This window comes from Bacillus sp. CH_48 (assembly GCF_038008465.1).
GTDB lineage: Bacteria > Bacillota > Bacilli > Bacillales > Bacillaceae_G > Bacillus_A > Bacillus_A thuringiensis_S.
Genome location: NZ_JBBOZF010000001.1, coordinates 4687269 through 4704976, shown reverse-complemented (window position 1 = coordinate 4704976; position 17708 = coordinate 4687269). Strand labels below are relative to the sequence as shown.

Genomic DNA, 17708 nt, shown 5'->3' with positions numbered 1-17708 from the left:
TAGGAGGAAAGCGATATGAAAAAGATTGGTTTTATCGGTTTAGGTAACATGGGTCTTCCGATGTCAAAAAATCTAGTTAAATCAGGTTACACAGTATATGGCGTGGACTTAAATAAAGAGGCAGAAGCGTCCTTTGAAAAAGAAGGCGGAATTATCGGTCTATCAATCTTAAAACTAGCAGAAACATGTGATGTAGTTTTTACAAGTTTACCTTCTCCTCGTGCTGTTGAAGCGGTATATTTTGGAGCAGAAGGATTATTTGAAAATGGTCACTCGAATGTAGTTTTCATTGATACAAGTACGGTATCGCCGCAGTTAAACAAACAATTAGAGGAAGCTGCAAAGGAAAAGAAAGTAGACTTTTTAGCAGCACCTGTGAGTGGTGGAGTAATCGGAGCCGAAAACCGTACATTAACGTTTATGGTTGGTGGATCAAAAGAGGTATATGAGAAAACGGAATCTATCATGGGCGTACTAGGCGCGAACATTTTCCACGTTAGTGAGCAGATTGATAGTGGTACAACTGTTAAGTTAATTAATAACTTATTAATTGGTTTTTATACAGCTGGAGTGAGTGAAGCTTTAACATTAGCGAAAAAGAACAATATGGATTTAGATAAAATGTTTGATATTTTAAATGTAAGTTACGGTCAAAGTAGAATTTATGAACGTAATTTTAAAAGTTTTATAGCACCTGAAAACTACGAGCCAGGATTTACTGTGAACTTATTGAAGAAAGATTTAGGATTTGCAGTTGACTTAGCTAAGGAAAGCGAACTCCATTTACCGGTAAGCGAAATGTTATTAAACGTATATGACGAAGCGAGTCAAGCTGGATATGGTGAAAACGATATGGCTGCTTTATATAAGAAAGTTAGCGAGCAATTAATTTCTAATCAAAAATAAATTATACAAAGGAGAGAATACAATGATTACAACTGAAATTAAACGAGTAAAAAATCACATTAACGGTGAGTGGGTTGAATCGACAGGTACGGAAGTAGAAGCAGTTCCAAATCCAGCGACTGGAAAAATTATCGCTTACGTTCCACTATCTCCAAAAGAAGATGTTGAAAAAGCTGTTGAAGCGGCAAAAGCAGCATTCGAAACGTGGTCTAAAGTACCAGTTCCGAATCGTTCAAGAAATTTATATAAATATTTACAGCTATTACAAGAAAACAAAGATGAGCTTGCAAAAATCATTACGCTAGAGAATGGTAAGACGCTAACGGATGCAACAGGTGAAGTACAGCGTGGTATTGAAGCAGTGGAACTTGCAACATCGGCACCTAATTTAATGATGGGTCAAGCGCTGCCGAATATTGCTAGTGGAATTGATGGATCAATTTGGCGCTACCCAATCGGAGTTGTTGCTGGTATTACGCCATTTAACTTCCCAATGATGATTCCGTTATGGATGTTCCCACTTGCAATTGCTTGCGGTAATACATTCGTATTAAAAACATCGGAAAGAACGCCACTTTTAGCGGAGCGACTTGTAGAATTATTCTATGAAGCAGGTTTCCCAAAAGGCGTATTAAATTTAGTACAAGGCGGAAAAGATGTTGTAAATAGCATTTTAGAAAATAAAGATATTCAAGCTGTTTCGTTCGTCGGTTCTGAGCCAGTAGCTCGTTACGTATATGAAACAGGTACGAAACACGGAAAACGTGTACAAGCGTTAGCGGGTGCAAAAAACCATGCGATTGTAATGCCAGATTGCAATCTTGAGAAAACAGTACAAGGTGTAATTGGATCTGCATTTGCAAGTAGTGGAGAGCGCTGCATGGCATGCTCAGTAGTAGCAGTAGTGGATGAAATTGCTGATGAATTCATTGATGTATTAGTAGCAGAAACGAAAAAATTAAAAGTAGGCGATGGCTTTAACGAAGATAACTATGTTGGACCATTAATTCGTGAATCTCATAAAGAGCGTGTTTTAGGCTATATTAATAGTGGTGTAGCAGATGGGGCAACTTTATTAGTAGATGGCCGTAAAATTAATGAAGAAGTTGGAGAAGGTTATTTTGTAGGTGCGACAATCTTTGATGGCGTGAATCAAGAAATGAAAATTTGGCAAGATGAAATTTTTGCTCCAGTATTAAGCATTGTACGTGTTAAAGATTTAGAAGAAGGTATTAAACTAACAAATCAATCTAAATTTGCAAATGGTGCGGTTATTTATACGTCAAATGGTAAACATGCACAAACATTCCGTGATAACATCGATGCTGGTATGATTGGTGTAAATGTAAATGTTCCAGCACCAATGGCATTCTTCGCATTTGCAGGGAATAAAGCTTCATTCTTTGGTGATTTAGGTACAAATGGTACAGATGGCGTTCAATTCTATACACGTAAAAAAGTTGTAACTGAGCGCTGGTTTTAATAAAGAGTAGACTGTCAAATTAGTTGTGAAATGAAAAACACCACTATTAATAGTGGTGTTTTTCGTTTTTATCAATTACTTTTTTCAAAAGCTAGTTTAACACCAAATCCAATTAGGACGATTCCTGTTAGCCCTTGAATATAACGTTGCGTTTTCGGTTTTTTCATAAAAGCACTAATTTTATCAATTAAAAATATATAAAACGCAAACCAAAAGGCGGTTAAAACGAGGTAAGTAAGGCCCATTACAAGAAGTTGAATAAATGTATTATGATTTGGATTTAAAAATTGCGGTAAAAAAGTTAAAAAGAAGACTGCTATCTTAGGATTTAATAAATTCGTTAGAAATCCTTGGCGAAAGCAAGAAGTATGTTTGTTTTCATTATTTAAAGATATATCATTTGTATCTACGCCTTCTTTATTTCTTACTGCTAAAAGGGCTTTAATACCGATATATATTAAATAGAGAGCCCCAACGTACTTGAAAATAGAAAATAAAAGAGCTGACTTTACAATAAGTGCAGAAAGACCAATTACAGCAGCTAAAGTATGAATTAATAGCGCGATACATGTACCGAACACTGTTTTTACTCCACCGACTTTACCGGCAATCAATGTATTTTTCGTAGCCATTGCTGTATCTGGACCAGGTAAAATGATAAGACAAATAGACATAATGATGAAAAGAAGATAATTTTCTATCATAGCCGTCCCTCCTTTTTATTTTTAGAATATTTGATTAAAATCAGTGTAGCACAAAAGTGTATTTAATAAAATTAAATTTTATTAAAAATCATTAAATAAAAAGGCTATATAGTAGCTGTAATTACACTACTATATAGCCTCGATTTTATCCCGCTATTTGCGGGTAGTAAGATTTCCACCGCACAAGATTTAGCTGAAGCAAAGAAGTTAGGTGGGGGATGAACAAAACACCCACGCATTACAGTTTCATTTTATGCATTAAGTAAGTTAAAGAAACGATTCACATCTTCTTCTGAAACGTCACTTAACTGTTTATATTTATAATTCGGATTTTGATCTTTATCAACGACAACGGAGCGTACTCCTTCGAAGAAATCTTCATGTCTCATGAAATTTTTAGCAAGTATAAGGTCCGTAGCGAAGCATTCTTCAACGGATTTATCTTGTCCATCAATAAACTGTTTTAAGGTTACTTTTAGTGAAATAGGGGATTTTGATAACAGTGTTTCTTTTGTTTTTAGAGCAAAGGAACTTTCATCTTTCTCCAATGAATGGATGATTTCTTCAATTGTATCGAAAGCAAAATGTGAATTGATTGCTTCTAATGAAGGAGTCAGCTCGCTTTCTAAGTTTGGAGCAGTTGCAAATGTACGAATAACTTCTTTTAAATTAGTATGTACATCATCTTCTTTATGCCAATTTACACTTTCAAGTTCAGTAAGAAACTCTGGTAATGAATCAGATGTCATAAAGTAATCAGCAGCATTAATAAATAATACGTCAGAAGCTTTTAAAATAGATGCTGTTAAAGCAACGAAGCGTCCTGTATATCCAGGTGCTTTATTTAAGAAATATGCAGCTCCGACGTCTGGGAAGAAGCCGATATTCATCTCTGGCATTGCCCATTTCGTACGCTCAGTTACAATGCGATACTTCGCACCATTTGTAAGACCGACACCACCGCCCATTACAATTCCATCTAAACAAGCAATAATCGGTTTTGTATATTGATAAATATATGTATCAATTTCATACTCTTCTTCAAAAAAACGTTCTGCATGTTGCAATGCCACTTCATTGGAACGCGCTTCATAAAGAGTTTTAATGTCGCCGCCTGCACAAAAACCTTTTGTGCCAGCACCTTTTAACACGATAAGTGCAATACGCTCATCGTGTTCCCACTCTTTAAGTTTTTGTCCGATAGGTTGTAACATGTCATAAGATAAAGAATTAAGTGCTTTTGGACGGTTTAAAGTAATTGTTGCAACGCCGTTTTCACTAATAGAAAATAAAACGTGTTCAGTCATAATGCATCCTCCCTTACATATCTTCTTATTCTTAATTCTTGATATGTACTGAAATGTCCTTTATAAATTTTGTCAAAAGTTGACGGTAAATATTAATTTGGTCACCGCATATTTTGACGAGTTATCTTTGCAGGATTTCAGAGACTAAGGGGGAATATTACAACATTACTGTAAGTGTAATTATTTGAAGTTATAATGATAAAAACGCTATTATATAGGTGTGAATTGTTCATTATCAATTCTAAAAAGAGTGTTTGAAGAAAAAATGAATCGTACAATTGTAATAAAAAACTTTACACTGAATTAGAAATAGAGAAAGGAGAAATCGGAATGCCAGGACCTTTACTATTGTCGGTTATTATTTTGTCTTTTTTAATGATAGGAATAACGCAGTATTTTCATCATACAGATACGACAGAAGAAGTGAAGGATAAAGTACGTCTCGTATTTCCGATTTTTATAATATCTATTTCATTCTGTATTTTATTAAATAAAGATGGGTACATTGTCGCAGTGTTCTCATTTTTCGTCGCAATCGTTTTAATTACCGTTTTATATTATGTAATGAAAGACTTTATACAAAAATAAAGATGTCATAATAGGCATTTTTATTTTGGAGAAAATATAAAATTTCACATACCGTATTTTATATAAAATACATGAAGTATATAACAATAGAAAAGTGTGTACTTTGCTGTGTATGTACTTGTCAATCTTGCATAGCCACTATACTATTAAAATGTAGAGATTATAAAAAGGGGTTGTATCTATCATGAAATTTGAGATGCACACAAAAATTATTTCAAATGAAAAAGAAGTAAGATTACATATTGAAGAAAATATATTTCAATTAATATTGGATGGCTATCACTTATTTACAGTTCAAGAAATATTGCCTTTATATAAATCAAATGAAGAAAGAATTGGAAGTGCAACGATATTGAAGCTAGAGTGGGAGAACGGAAAAACTACAATAAACTATCAACTCGTTTCACTAAAATCAGTAAATTAAAAGGAGTAGAAAAATATGAAGTTATTTCATACAGCGGATTGGCATTTAGGTAAGCTTGTTCATGGCGTGTATATGACTGAAGACCAAAAGATTGTATTAGATCAGTTTGTACAGGCTGTTGAAGAAGAAAAACCAGATGCTGTAATTATTGCAGGGGATTTATATGATCGAGCAATTCCACCTACAGAAGCAGTAGACTTATTAAATGATGTGCTGCAAAAAATAGTTATTGATTTGCAAACACCAGTTATTGCGGTAGCTGGTAATCATGATAGTCCGGATCGTATCCATTTTGGAAGTAGTTTAATGAAAAAACAAGGATTACATATTGCAGGTCAATTTCAATTCCCGTATGAACCTGTTGTACTAAATGATGAACATGGAGAGGTTCACTTCCATCTAATACCGTATGCAGATCCAAGCATAGTGAGGCACGTGTTGAAAAATGAAGACGTACGTTCTCATGATGATGCGATGCGCATTTTTATGAATGAGCTCTCTGAAACGATGGATAAAGAAGCTAGACATGTATTTGTTGGACATGCATTTGTAACTTCTTCAGGAGAAGCGGAGGAGAATACAAGTGATGCAGAACGACCACTTTCAATTGGTGGTGCTGAATATGTAAATAGTCATTATTTTGATAAGTTTCATTACACAGCGCTTGGACATTTACATCAAGCGCATTTCGTACGTAATGAGACGATTCGATATTCAGGTTCACCACTTGCCTATTCAATTTCTGAAGAGAAACATAAAAAAGGTTATTACATTGTAGAACTGAATGAAACTGGTGAAGTAGCAATTGAAAAAAGATTACTTTCACCACGTCGTAAAATGCGAACAGTAGAAGCGAAAATAGATGAATTATTACAGCACCCAGTAAGTGAAGATTACGTATTTGTAAAATTATTAGACGAAAACCCTGTCTTACAGCCGATGGAGAAAATACGATCTGTATATCCAAATGCAATGCACGTTGAAAGAGCGATGCAAAGGCGAGAACTCACAGATACAAATGAAGTAACTGTTTCAAGACATAAAACGGATGATTTATCTCTTTTAAAGGCTTTCTATAAAGAAATGAAAGGGTTAGATTTATCAGAAGAGAAAGAACGCCTATTTATAGATGTATTACAAACAGTGCAAGAACGGGAAGGTGAACGAGGATGAGACCGATTCAGCTTATTATGACAGCATTCGGGCCATATAAACAGAAAGAAGTAATCGATTTTGAAGATCTTGGAGAACATCGTATTTTCGCTATTTCTGGGAATACAGGAGCTGGAAAAACAACGATTTTTGATGCGATTTGTTATGTGTTATATGGTGAGGCTAGTGGAGAAGAACGTAGTGATACGAGCATGCTTCGAAGTCAATTTGCTGATGATAATGTTTATACAAGTGTTGAACTAACCTTTCAGTTAAAAGGGAAACGCTATGAAATAAAACGACAACTTGGACATAAAAAACAAGGGAACAAGACGATCACAGGACATGCAGTAGAATTATATGAAGTTATTGATGGAGAAAACGTTCCAGCCGTCGATCGTTTTCATGTAACAGACGTAAACAAAAAAGTGGAAGATTTAATTGGGTTAAGTAAACATCAATTTAGCCAAATTGTTATGTTACCCCAAGGGGAATTCCGAAAACTATTAACATCTGAGACGGAAAACAAAGAAGAGATTTTACGTCGTATTTTTAAAACGGATCGTTATAAATTAATGCGTGAGTTACTTGATCAAAAGAGAAAACAATGGAAAGATGTCTTGCAAGAAAAACAAAAAGAGAGAGAGCTCTATTTCCGTAATGTTTTTAAATTACCAATCCGTGATGGAGCATTATTAGAGACATTAGTGGCACAAGAACATGTAAATACGCATCAAGTAGTAGAAGCGTTAGAACAAGAAACAACCGTGTATAAAGCAGAGGTTGAGCAATTACAAGTAGAACAAGATGTTCAAACGAAGCAATTAAAGGATGCAGAAACACGTTTTCATGCAGCAAAATCTATAAATGAGAAATTTATAGATTTACAACAAAAGAATGAGAAATATAACACTTTACAAGAGAACCGTGCAGCAATTGAAAGGAAAGAAAAATCCTTTAAACGTGCGGAACAAGCAAAGCGCTTATTACCATTTGAACAATGGTATGAAGAAGCGATGGAAAATGAGCAGAAAGTTGAAAGTTTGTTAAAACAGATAATTGTCAAACAAGAACAGATAATGAACAGCTTTGAACTTGCTAAGGAGAAGTATGAAGTAGTAAAGAATAAAGAAGCTGAACGAGAAGAGGCTAAAAAACTTGTTCAAAGATTAGAAGAGTTACAAGCAATCATTGAATCATTAGCTGAGAGAAAGCTGAATTTACAAAATGCCGAAATTCAAATAGGGAAATTAAAAGAAAGTATGCAAAAGTTAGATCAACAACTAGAAGAGCATACAAACCAAAAACAGAGAATGTCTGATGAATTGCAGCAATTAGAACAAGCACTTGAGCAATATGTAGCTAAAGTAGAAGAACTAACGAATATGCGAGAAGATGCAAAAGTTTTAAAGCAAGCATATGATGTTTGGCAAGAAAAACAAAAATTCGAGCAAGAAAAAGAAGCGGCAACTAATAAAATGCAAGTGGCAGTTCGTGCATATGAAAACATGGAGCGCCGCTGGTTAAGTGAACAAGCTGGTATATTAGCTCTTCATTTACATGACGGTGAATCTTGTCCGGTATGTGGTAGTACGAATCATCCACAAAAAGCTACAGAGCAAAGTAATGCGATCGATGAAAAAGAGTTAAACGATTTAAGAGATAAGAAGAACATTGCTGAAAAATTACATGTGCAAGTAGAGGAGAAATGGAATTTCTATCGACTACAATATGAACAAGTGATAGAAGAAGTTGTGAAGCGCGGCTACAATTCGGAAAAATTAGCTGAAACATATAGTGCACTTGTTCAAAAAGGAAAACAATTAGCTGCAGACGTGAATACGTTAAAAGCAAGTGAAGAAACACGTAAGCAGATTGCTGCGAACATGAAAAGCGTAGAAGAAAAAATAGAAGAACTTCAGAAACAAAAACGAGAAATGGAAACAATGCAGCACCGTACAGAAATGGAGTGTATGCAACTTCGTACGTCATATGAACATGATAAACGAAATATTCCAGAAAGCTTACAAACAGTACAAGCTTGGAAAGTACAGTTTGACCAAGCTATGCAGGAACTTAGGTTACTGGAGGACGAATGGAAGAAAGTGCAGGAAGCGTATCAGCATTGGCAAAATGAAAATATACGTATTCAAGCTGAACAAAAAGGTGCTTCTAATCAATTTGAAAGTGCAAAATTAAAGAAAGAAGAGACTTTCGCACGCTTTATGAAAGAGCTAGAACAAAGTGGGTTTACAGATCAATTCACGTATAAAGAAGCCAAATTAAGCGATGCCGAGATGGAGATGTTACAAAAAGAAATTCAAGGTTATTATTCATCGCTTGAAGTGCTTGCAAAACAAATCGAAGAGTTAAACTCAGAATTAAAAGATAAAGAGTATATGGATATTACATCTTTAGGTGAACACATAAAAGAACTAGAAATTAATCTCGATATCATTAAAGAAAAACGTCAACGTGCGCAAAATGCGGTAACATATATTTCTGATTTACATGAAAACATTAGACGTATTGACGAACAAATTCACGAGGAAGAAAAAGCCTTCCAAGAACTTGTTGATTTATATGAAGTAATGAAAGGTGATAACGAAAGTCGTATATCATTTGAACGTTACATCCTAATTGAGTATTTAGAACAAATTGTTCAAATCGCAAACGAACGACTACGTAAATTATCAAATGGACAATTTTATTTAAAACGAAGTGAGCGAGTTGAAAAGAGAAACCGTCAAAGTGGATTAGGATTAGATGTGTACGATGCATACACTGGTCAAACACGTGATGTAAAAACATTATCTGGCGGAGAGAAATTTAACGCATCACTTTGCTTAGCGCTAGGAATGGCAGATGTAATTCAGGCATATGAAGGTGGTATTTCCATCGAAACGATGTTCATCGATGAAGGGTTCGGTTCATTAGATGAAGAATCATTAACGAAAGCAGTAGATGCCTTAATTGACTTACAAAAATCAGGCCGATTTATCGGTGTCATTTCACACGTACAAGAGCTGAAAAACGCAATGCCGGCTGTATTAGAAGTAACGAAGCAGAAGGATGGGTGTAGTCAGACTAGGTTTGTGGTGAAGTAAGCCTAGAAAATGGAGTAGGGAACCTACCGATACTTTTAGTGTCATATGTATGAATAATAAAACGTCGTCTCTTCATTGGAGACGACGTTTTATTTTATAAAATATCTATGAATTATCTGTAGAAGGCGGCGTATTCTCTAAACGATTATAAGTTTTAAAGGCTGAAATTGCCGAGATAACTCCGCCTACTAAAAATAAAGCGGATCCTCCAACTAAGATGATACGACTGACATATGTTTCCCGTGCTTCTTCGACTTCTTCTTGTAACGCTGTAGGCATATGAATTCCCCTTTATAAAAGTTGTTTTATAAATAGTATATACAAACGCCTAAAATGTGTTAAAATAACTGATGATTTTATGCAGTGGGTAATTAGATGAGTAGGATGCGAGTGGCTAAATAAATCTTCATCACAAATTTATGCGAACTTCACATAGAGCACATATTAACATTGTATTATGTATATGTACCAAATAAATAAATAAAGTGAATGTAAGTTCTGTTTTCAAAAATTTAAAATCCTTTTATTTCTATATGAAAGTTTTAATCAAGGGTTTTAAAAAATTTGGAAATAGATCTTATGAATATGGAATTCATATAAAAGGGGAATGTCTTATGACAACATATACGAGTGAAATGAGAAAAACTTTAGTTTCAGAAGAAGATGTAGATATTTTAAAAATTATGGCGCATCCAATCCGCCTGCAAATTGTAAATGAATTAAGTACGAGAAAAACTTGTAATGTAACACAATTAACAGAGTTACTGAATATTCCGCAATCTACTGTTTCACAACATTTATCAAAAATGAAGGGTAAAGTGTTACGAGCAGAGAGAAGAGGTTTAGAAATTTATTATCATATTAACAATTTAAAAGCGAGTAAGATTGTTAATGTTTTAGGGTATATAAACTAGTGAAATATTTTTATATAAAATAGCCCCTGCTGTTGAGCAGGGGCTATTTTGTATTGTTTTATGTATTTGTATTTAAAACTTTATAGTTTTTATGATTTACAATTGTTCGATCAAATTCAAAAGTACCACCGCTTACATTTGTAATTTCAACTAAGACCGATTCAGTATAAAGTTTTAGTACAGATCCTGTAATCTTTAAATTGTTTCGTTGAAAAAGTATAGTATCCCCTACGTTTGCTTTCATAGTACCTCCTTAAAGACAGAAATATTTTTTATTATATATATTAAACCACGGATAGATATATTAGTGAATATTTAGTTTTATTTATTGGAAAAAAATTTGTGATTTTATAAAAAATAAGGTACATCGAAGTATAAAAATTTTTTCTACTTGTAAAGGGAAATTTTAATTTAGCAATTGTATAACATGAGACATAATTTTTATAAAAGAAGATGATAAAACAGTTGTAAGTTGTATTGAAGCTAAACATTATAAAAGCTACTTATGTATTTAATCAGTAGTTTTTTGTATTTCGTCCTTCGTTTTCTGTAACTGATTCCATGTTTTTGACGCTCTATCTTGTAAGTGCTTACATAGGCGGAAACATCTTATACAATGAAGGTGTTAAATCAAAAGAGGTGACCAAAATGAACATAAAAAAAGTAAATTTAGCGAATAGCATTGAAATAGAAAGAGGAGGCGGAAAGGTATGAAAAAATCAACTGTTAATCCATGGTTTGTTGTTCTTGGCACAGTTATAGTACAGATGGGGCTTGGAACGATATATACATGGAGTTTATTCAATCAGCCTTTAGTTAGTAAATATGGTTGGAGTCTTAACGCTGTTGCGATAACTTTCTCAATTACTAGTCTTTCTTTAGCATTTTCAACTTTATTTGCGAGTAAATTGCAAGAAAAATGGGGACTTCGTAAACTTATTATGATAGCTGGATTAGCATTAGGACTAGGATTAATACTTAGTTCACAAGCGTCCTCATTAATATTGCTTTATGTACTAGCAGGAGTTGTTGTAGGTTATGCAGATGGTACAGCATATATCACTTCACTATCAAATTTAATAAAGTGGTTTCCGGAGCGTAAAGGTTTAATTGCTGGTATTTCTGTCTCTGCATATGGTTCAGGTAGCTTAATTTTTAAATATGTTAACGCACAGTTGATTGAATCAGTTGGTGTATCGCAAGCATTTATATACTGGGGTTTAATTGTTACAGCTATGATTGTAATTGGTGCTTGTTTAATCCATCAAGCCGCAGATCAAGGAGCAGTTCATGAAACAAAAACTAAGGAATACACAACGAAAGAAATGTTAGGCACAAAACAAGTATACTTATTATTTATAATGTTATTTACATCATGTATGAGTGGCTTATACTTAATTGGTATGGTAAAAGACATTGGTGTTCAACTTGTGGGACTTAGCGCAGCAACAGCAGCTAATGCGGTGGCTATGGTTGCAATCTTTAATACATTAGGTCGTATTATTTTAGGACCGTTATCGGATAAAATTGGTCGTTTAAAAATCGTTACTGGTACTTTTGTTGTTATGGCGAGTTCAGTTTTAGTTCTAAGTTTTGTAGATTTAAATTATGGTATTTACTTCGTATGTGTAGCAAGTGTAGCGTTTTGCTTTGGTGGAAATATCACTATTTTCCCAGCTATTGTTGGTGATTTCTTCGGTATGAAAAACCATAGTAAGAACTATGGAATTGTGTATCAAGGATTTGGATTTGGGGCGCTTGCAGGTTCCTTTATCGGTGCACTTCTGGGTGGATTCAAACCAACGTTCATGGTGATTGGTGTATTATGTGTCGTGTCATTCATTATCGCAATTTTAATTCAAGCACCTAAACATAAAAAAGAACAAGAAGAAGAGTATCGCAGCGTAGCATAAGTATATAAATCTTCTATAACACTATGATTACGAAAAAGCATCCTATTCTATTAATTAGGATGCTTTTTTTATGAGTTATTTTAACAAGGTTAAATTACTTTTTGGATTTTTATAGATGTAAAAGTGAGTGAAGTACTTATTTGGATTATATTGGAATATAATAAATTAATACATCGCATTCAAAATATATATTAAATCTTAAATAATAAAGAAGACATTCATTAGTATTTGCAAGATTTGTTTTCAGAAAAATATTGAGAAAATATATACTTGAGTTTTTCATAAAGCGTTGTAAATGAACGTAGCTCTAGTTTATCTTCTTCAATTTTAAAAAGAGAAGTTTGAATTTTATTTATAATATAAGTACTTTTAATGCGTTTACATATGATTTTATTAAGAAACATTAAAATGCTTTATCTGAAAAATAAAAAAAGATTGACAAGTTTATTGAGAAACATTATCATTTAGGTGTAAGATAGTAAATGAAAAACATTATCAATAAAATAGATTTTAAAGTAATGCGCACTTGACCAATTAGTTTAGTAAGTGTATTATTTTTTACAACGCTGATGATAATGAAAATCAATATCATTATTATTAGTGTTACTTAATGAAATTAATGTTTATGTGAAAGGATAGAGAAAATGAACTTAGGGGAATTTGATGGGAAAACAGTTTTAGTAACAGGTGCAGCACAAGGCATAGGCAGTGTCGTTGCCGAAATGTTTTTAGAAAGAGGAGCCACAGTTATTGCGGTTGATCAAAATGAAGAGGGGTTAAATGTACTCTTAAATCAAAATGAATTAAATAAAACACGTATGAAAACGTTTCGTTTAGATGTGAGTGATAGCACTGCTGTTGAAGACATTGTAAATCATATTGCAAATGAAATAGCGCCAATAGATATTTTAGTAAACGTTGCAGGGGTTTTACGTATGGGAGCAATTCATTCGTTAAGTGATGAAGATTGGAATAAAACATTCTCTGTAAATACTACAGGGGTTTTCAATATGTCCCGAGCGGTAAGTAAAAATATGATGTTAAGAAAATCAGGGGCAATTGTTACAGTCGGTTCAAATGCGGCAAATACGCCGAGAATGGAGATGGCTGCGTATGCTGCGTCAAAGGCTGCAACAACGATGTTTATGAAGTGTTTAGGATTAGAGCTTGCAGCATACAATATACGCTGCAACTTAGTTTCTCCAGGTTCTACTGAAACTGAGATGCAAAGATTACTATGGGCTGATGAGAATGGAGCTAAAAATATAATTGCTGGTTCTCAAAATACATATAGACTCGGAATTCCATTACAAAAAATTGCACAACCTTCAGAAGTTGCTGAAGCAGTGTTATTTTTAGCTTCAGATAGAGCAAGTCATATTACAATGCACAATTTATGTGTCGATGGCGGTGCTACGTTAGGAGTTTAATAAAAATTCAGGAGGTTATTATATTATGAGTGAACATACAGCTGTAAAGGAATTGTCAGAAAAACTTTTAGAAGATTATAAGACTGAATCTTCGTTCTTTTTTGCTTCACCAACTCGAACGATATTAGCAGAAGGAGAGTTTACTACAGTAAAGCATCGTGAAATTGAAAGTTTCCCAGAGCTTGTGCAAGCGACATTAAGTAATGCGAAACAAGCTGGAAATCCAAATCCTATTGTTATGGGTGCTTTGCCATTTGATCGTAGAAAAGAAGTCCAACTTATCGTACCAGAATATAGTAGAATTTCTGAGCGTTTACAATTGGATACAACCAATCAGCTTGAAACAAATGAGAACGTAACATTTGAAATGACGCCAGTACCAGAACCTGAAGTTTATATGAATGGTGTGAAGCAAGGAATTAAAAAAATACAGGACGGTGATTTGAAGAAAATCGTTCTATCTAGATCGTTAGATGTTAAATCTTCCGAAAAGATTGATAAGCAAAAACTTTTGCGAGAATTAGCAGAGCATAATAAGCATGGTTATACATTTGCTGTAAATTTACCGAAAGATGAAAAAGAGAACAGTAAGACGCTAATTGGAGCAAGCCCTGAATTACTTGTTTCACGTAATGGTATGCAAGTTATTTCTAACCCGTTAGCTGGTTCAAGGCCACGTAGTGAGGACCCAGTAGAAGATAAAAGAAGAGCAGAGGAATTACTTTCTTCGCCAAAAGATTTACATGAACATGCGGTAGTAGTTGAAGCGGTTGCCGCTGCACTTCGTCCGTATTGTCATACATTACATGTTCCAGAAAAGCCATCAGTTATTCATAGTGAAGCGATGTGGCATTTGTCTACAGAAGTGAAAGGTGAACTTAAGGATCCAAATACTTCTTCTTTACAATTAGCAATTGCCCTTCATCCTACGCCAGCAGTTTGCGGAACTCCGATGGAAAAAGCAAGAGAGGCTATACAGCATATTGAGCCATTTGACCGCGAGTTCTTTACAGGAATGCTAGGATGGAGCGATTTAAATGGAGATGGAGAATGGATTGTTACAATTCGTTGTGCTGAAGTACAAGAAAATACACTTCGTTTATATGCAGGAGCTGGAGTTGTTGCTGAGTCAAAACCAGAAGATGAGTTAGCAGAAACATCAGCTAAGTTCCAAACAATGCTAAAAGCTTTAGGGTTAAGAGATAGTTCACTTAATGAAAAATAGGGGGAAGAAAGAATGCTAGTAGGTTATACAGAATGGCCAAAAGAATTTGCCGATCGTTATCGAGAAGCAGGATGTTGGCTTGGTGAAACATTTGGAGGAGTGTTAAGAGAGCGAGCTGAGAAATATGGAGATCAAATCGCGGTTGTAAGCGGTAAGACGCATGTAACGTACAGTGAACTTGATAAAAAGGTAGATCGTTTAGCAGCAGGTTTACTGAATTTAGGAATAAAGAAAGAGGACAGAGTTGTAATCCAGTTACCTAACATTATCGAGTTTTTCGAAATATGTTTTGCACTATTTCGAATTGGAGCGCTTCCTGTCTTTGCACTGCCTTCACATCGAAGTAGTGAAATTAGTTATTTTTGTGAGTTTGGTGAGGCGAGCGCTTACGTTATTTCAGATAAGGCCCTCGGTTTTGATTATCGAAAACTAGCAAGAGAAGTGAAAGAGAAAGTGCCAACTTTACAACATGTAATTGTAGTGGGAGAAGAGGAAGAGTTTGTGAACATAAATGATCTGTATATGGATCCTATCTCATTGCCAGAAGTTCAGCCCAGTGATGTTGCATTTCTCCAATTATCAGGAGGGACAACAGGTCTTTCTAAATTAATTCCTAGAACACATGATGACTATATTTATAGTTTACGTGTTAGCGCTGAAATTTGTAATTTGAATGCAGAAAGCGTCTATATGACAGTTCTTCCAGTAGCACACAATTATCCAATGAGTTCTCCAGGAACATTTGGAACTTTCTATGCGGGTGGAAAAGTGGTATTGGCAACTGGTGGTAGCCCAGATGAGGCATTTGCTCTTATCGAAGAAGAAAAAGTTACAATTACAGCGCTCGTTCCGCCATTAGCAATGATTTGGCTTGATGCTGCATTTTCTCGTAATGCCGATTTATCGAGCCTAGAGGTTATTCAAGTAGGTGGTGCTAAGTTTAGTGCTGAGGTTGCAAAACGTATACGCCCTACATTTGGATGTACGTTACAGCAAGTATTCGGTATGGCGGAAGGATTAGTGAACTATACAAGATTAGACGATCCGGAAGAAATTATTATTCATACACAAGGTAGACCAATGTCTGCACACGATGAAGTACGAGTTGTTGATGAAAATGACAACGATGTAAAACCTGGCGAAGTAGGTAGTTTATTAACACGAGGTCCATATACAATTCGTGGTTACTATAAAGCCGAAGAGCATAATGCACGATCATTTACAAAGGATGGATTTTATCGCACAGGAGATCTTGTAAAAGTAAATGAACAAGGATACATCATTGTAGAAGGAAGAGATAAAGATCAAATTAACCGTGGTGGTGAGAAAGTTGCTGCGGAAGAAGTTGAAAATCATCTATTAGCACACGATGCGGTTCATGACGTAGCAATTGTATCTATGCCTGACGATTATTTAGGTGAACGCACCTGTGCTTTTGTTATAGCTCGCGGACAAGTTCCAACTGTAAGTGAATTAAAAATGTTTTTAAGAGAACGTGGTATAGCGGCTTATAAAATTCCAGATCGAATTGAATTTATTGAATCATTCCCGCAAACAGGAGTCGGAAAAGTCAGCAAAAAAGAACTACGTAAAGTCATTGCTGAAAAACTTATTACAGTAAAACAATAATAAAAACCGGAAGGAAGTGATTAGATGGCTATCCCATCTATTTCAGTATATAAAATGCCAATTGAATCAGAACTACCAAAAAATAAAGTGAATTGGACACCAGATCCGAAACGTGCAGTACTTTTAATTCATGACATGCAAGAATATTTTCTTGATGCATATAGCGATAAAGAATCACCAAAAGTAGAACTTATTTCAAATATTAAAATGATAAGAGAAAAATGTAAGGAACTTGGTATACCAGTTGTTTATACAGCACAACCTGGTGGGCAAACGTTAGAACAACGAGGTTTATTACAAGACTTTTGGGGTGACGGTATTCCTGCTGGACCGGATAAAAAGAAAATTGTTGATGAACTTACTCCTGATGAAGATGATATATTCCTAACAAAATGGAGATATAGTGCATTTAAAAAGACAAATCTATTAGAAATTTTAAATGAACAAGGAAGAGATCAACTTATTATTTGCGGTATTTATGCGCATATTGGCTGTCTTTTAACAGCTTGTGAAGCATTTATGGATGGTATAGAGCCCTTCTTTGTAGCAGATGCAGTTGCTGATTTTTCACTAGAGCATCATAAACAAGCATTGGAGTATGCATCTAATAGATGTGCAGTAACGACATCAACAAACCTACTGTTAAACGATTTGCAAAGTGTAAAAGGTGATGAGAGTGAAGGAATCACTATACAGGAAGTGCATGAACTAGTTGCACAACTACTTCGTGAGCCAATAGAAAGTATTGATTTTGATGAGGACTTATTAAATAGAGGACTTGATTCGGTCAGAATTATGAGTTTAGTAGAGAAGTGGCGTCGTGAAGGGAAAGAAATCACTTTTGCAGATTTAGCAGAACATCCAACTGTTGCAGGTTGGTACAGTTTACTATCTTCACAAACAGCACAGGTGCTGTAACAAATAGA

16 protein-coding genes are annotated in these 17708 nt (G+C 34.7%); 12 read left to right on the top strand and 4 right to left on the bottom strand.

Annotation, left to right across the window (positions count from 1 at the left end):
* Positions 1-15 precede the first annotated feature (15 nt).
* Positions 16-906, top strand: coding sequence for an NAD(P)-dependent oxidoreductase (locus N2V92_RS23670; protein ID WP_000719402.1), 891 nt, complete (start codon positions 16-18; stop codon positions 904-906).
* Positions 907-928: 22 nt separating this feature from the next.
* Positions 929-2389, top strand: coding sequence for a CoA-acylating methylmalonate-semialdehyde dehydrogenase (locus tag N2V92_RS23665; protein ID WP_000633339.1), 1461 nt, complete (start codon positions 929-931; stop codon positions 2387-2389).
* A gap of 71 nt (positions 2390-2460) precedes the next feature.
* Here N2V92_RS23665 and N2V92_RS23660 read toward each other — a convergent pair whose 3' ends face one another.
* Together N2V92_RS23660 and N2V92_RS23655 are read right to left on the bottom strand one after the other, a co-directional pair.
* On the bottom strand, positions 2461-3093 hold the full coding sequence (locus N2V92_RS23660) for a LysE family translocator (protein WP_000572346.1): 633 nt from the start codon (positions 3091-3093) through the stop codon (positions 2461-2463).
* 251 nt (positions 3094-3344) lie between these two features.
* On the bottom strand, positions 3345-4400 hold the full coding sequence (locus N2V92_RS23655) for an enoyl-CoA hydratase/isomerase family protein (protein WP_000134894.1): 1056 nt from the start codon (positions 4398-4400) through the stop codon (positions 3345-3347).
* A 330-nt stretch (positions 4401-4730) separates the two neighbouring features.
* Between N2V92_RS23655 and N2V92_RS23650 the strand changes: the two genes are divergently transcribed.
* The 4 genes from N2V92_RS23650 (at position 4731) to N2V92_RS23635 (ending at position 9671) form a co-directional block, all read left to right on the top strand.
* A complete protein-coding gene (locus tag N2V92_RS23650; protein WP_001119404.1) occupies positions 4731-4988 on the top strand; it encodes a hypothetical protein in 258 nt (85 codons plus the stop codon).
* A 184-nt stretch (positions 4989-5172) separates the two neighbouring features.
* Positions 5173-5412 carry a DUF2584 family protein gene (locus tag N2V92_RS23645; protein ID WP_000667346.1) on the top strand — a complete coding sequence of 80 codons (240 nt, stop codon included), beginning with the start codon at positions 5173-5175 and terminating at the stop codon, positions 5410-5412.
* 15 nt (positions 5413-5427) lie between these two features.
* Entirely contained in the window at positions 5428-6585 is a 1158-nt protein-coding gene (locus N2V92_RS23640; protein WP_000765144.1) for an exonuclease SbcCD subunit D, read from the top strand.
* On the top strand, positions 6582-9671 hold the full coding sequence (locus tag N2V92_RS23635; RefSeq protein WP_001247460.1) for an AAA family ATPase: 3090 nt from the start codon (positions 6582-6584) through the stop codon (positions 9669-9671). The genes N2V92_RS23640 and N2V92_RS23635 overlap by 4 nt, the downstream gene beginning before the upstream one ends.
* Before the next feature lie 105 nt (positions 9672-9776).
* On the opposite strand, the gene N2V92_RS23630 is transcribed toward N2V92_RS23635, so the two are convergent.
* Positions 9777-9950, bottom strand: a complete 174-nt coding sequence (locus N2V92_RS23630; protein ID WP_001141667.1) for a hypothetical protein — start codon at positions 9948-9950, stop codon at positions 9777-9779.
* A gap of 335 nt (positions 9951-10285) precedes the next feature.
* On the opposite strand from N2V92_RS23630, the gene N2V92_RS23625 reads away from it, so the two are divergent.
* Positions 10286-10585 carry an ArsR/SmtB family transcription factor gene (locus N2V92_RS23625; RefSeq protein WP_000214801.1) on the top strand — a complete coding sequence of 100 codons (300 nt, stop codon included), beginning with the start codon at positions 10286-10288 and terminating at the stop codon, positions 10583-10585.
* Positions 10586-10643: 58 nt separating this feature from the next.
* On the opposite strand, the gene N2V92_RS23620 is transcribed toward N2V92_RS23625, so the two are convergent.
* Entirely contained in the window at positions 10644-10829 is a 186-nt protein-coding gene (locus N2V92_RS23620; protein WP_000646793.1) for a YkvS family protein, read from the bottom strand.
* A gap of 466 nt (positions 10830-11295) precedes the next feature.
* On the opposite strand from N2V92_RS23620, the gene N2V92_RS23615 reads away from it, so the two are divergent.
* The 5 genes from N2V92_RS23615 (at position 11296) to N2V92_RS23595 (ending at position 17700) form a co-directional block, all read left to right on the top strand.
* Positions 11296-12498: an L-lactate MFS transporter gene (locus N2V92_RS23615; protein ID WP_000750108.1), complete on the top strand. Its 1203-nt coding sequence runs from the start codon at positions 11296-11298 to the stop codon at positions 12496-12498.
* 644 nt (positions 12499-13142) lie between these two features.
* Entirely contained in the window at positions 13143-13928 is a 786-nt protein-coding gene (gene dhbA, locus N2V92_RS23610) for a 2,3-dihydro-2,3-dihydroxybenzoate dehydrogenase (protein ID WP_001048419.1), read from the top strand.
* Positions 13929-13953: 25 nt separating this feature from the next.
* A complete protein-coding gene (gene dhbC, locus N2V92_RS23605) occupies positions 13954-15153 on the top strand; it encodes an isochorismate synthase DhbC (RefSeq protein ID WP_001289294.1) in 1200 nt (399 codons plus the stop codon).
* A gap of 12 nt (positions 15154-15165) precedes the next feature.
* Positions 15166-16782 carry a (2,3-dihydroxybenzoyl)adenylate synthase gene (locus N2V92_RS23600; protein ID WP_042597969.1) on the top strand — a complete coding sequence of 539 codons (1617 nt, stop codon included), beginning with the start codon at positions 15166-15168 and terminating at the stop codon, positions 16780-16782.
* Between the two features lie 24 nt (positions 16783-16806).
* A complete protein-coding gene (locus tag N2V92_RS23595) occupies positions 16807-17700 on the top strand; it encodes an isochorismatase family protein (protein WP_001007261.1) in 894 nt (297 codons plus the stop codon).
* Positions 17701-17708: the final 8 nt, after the last annotated feature.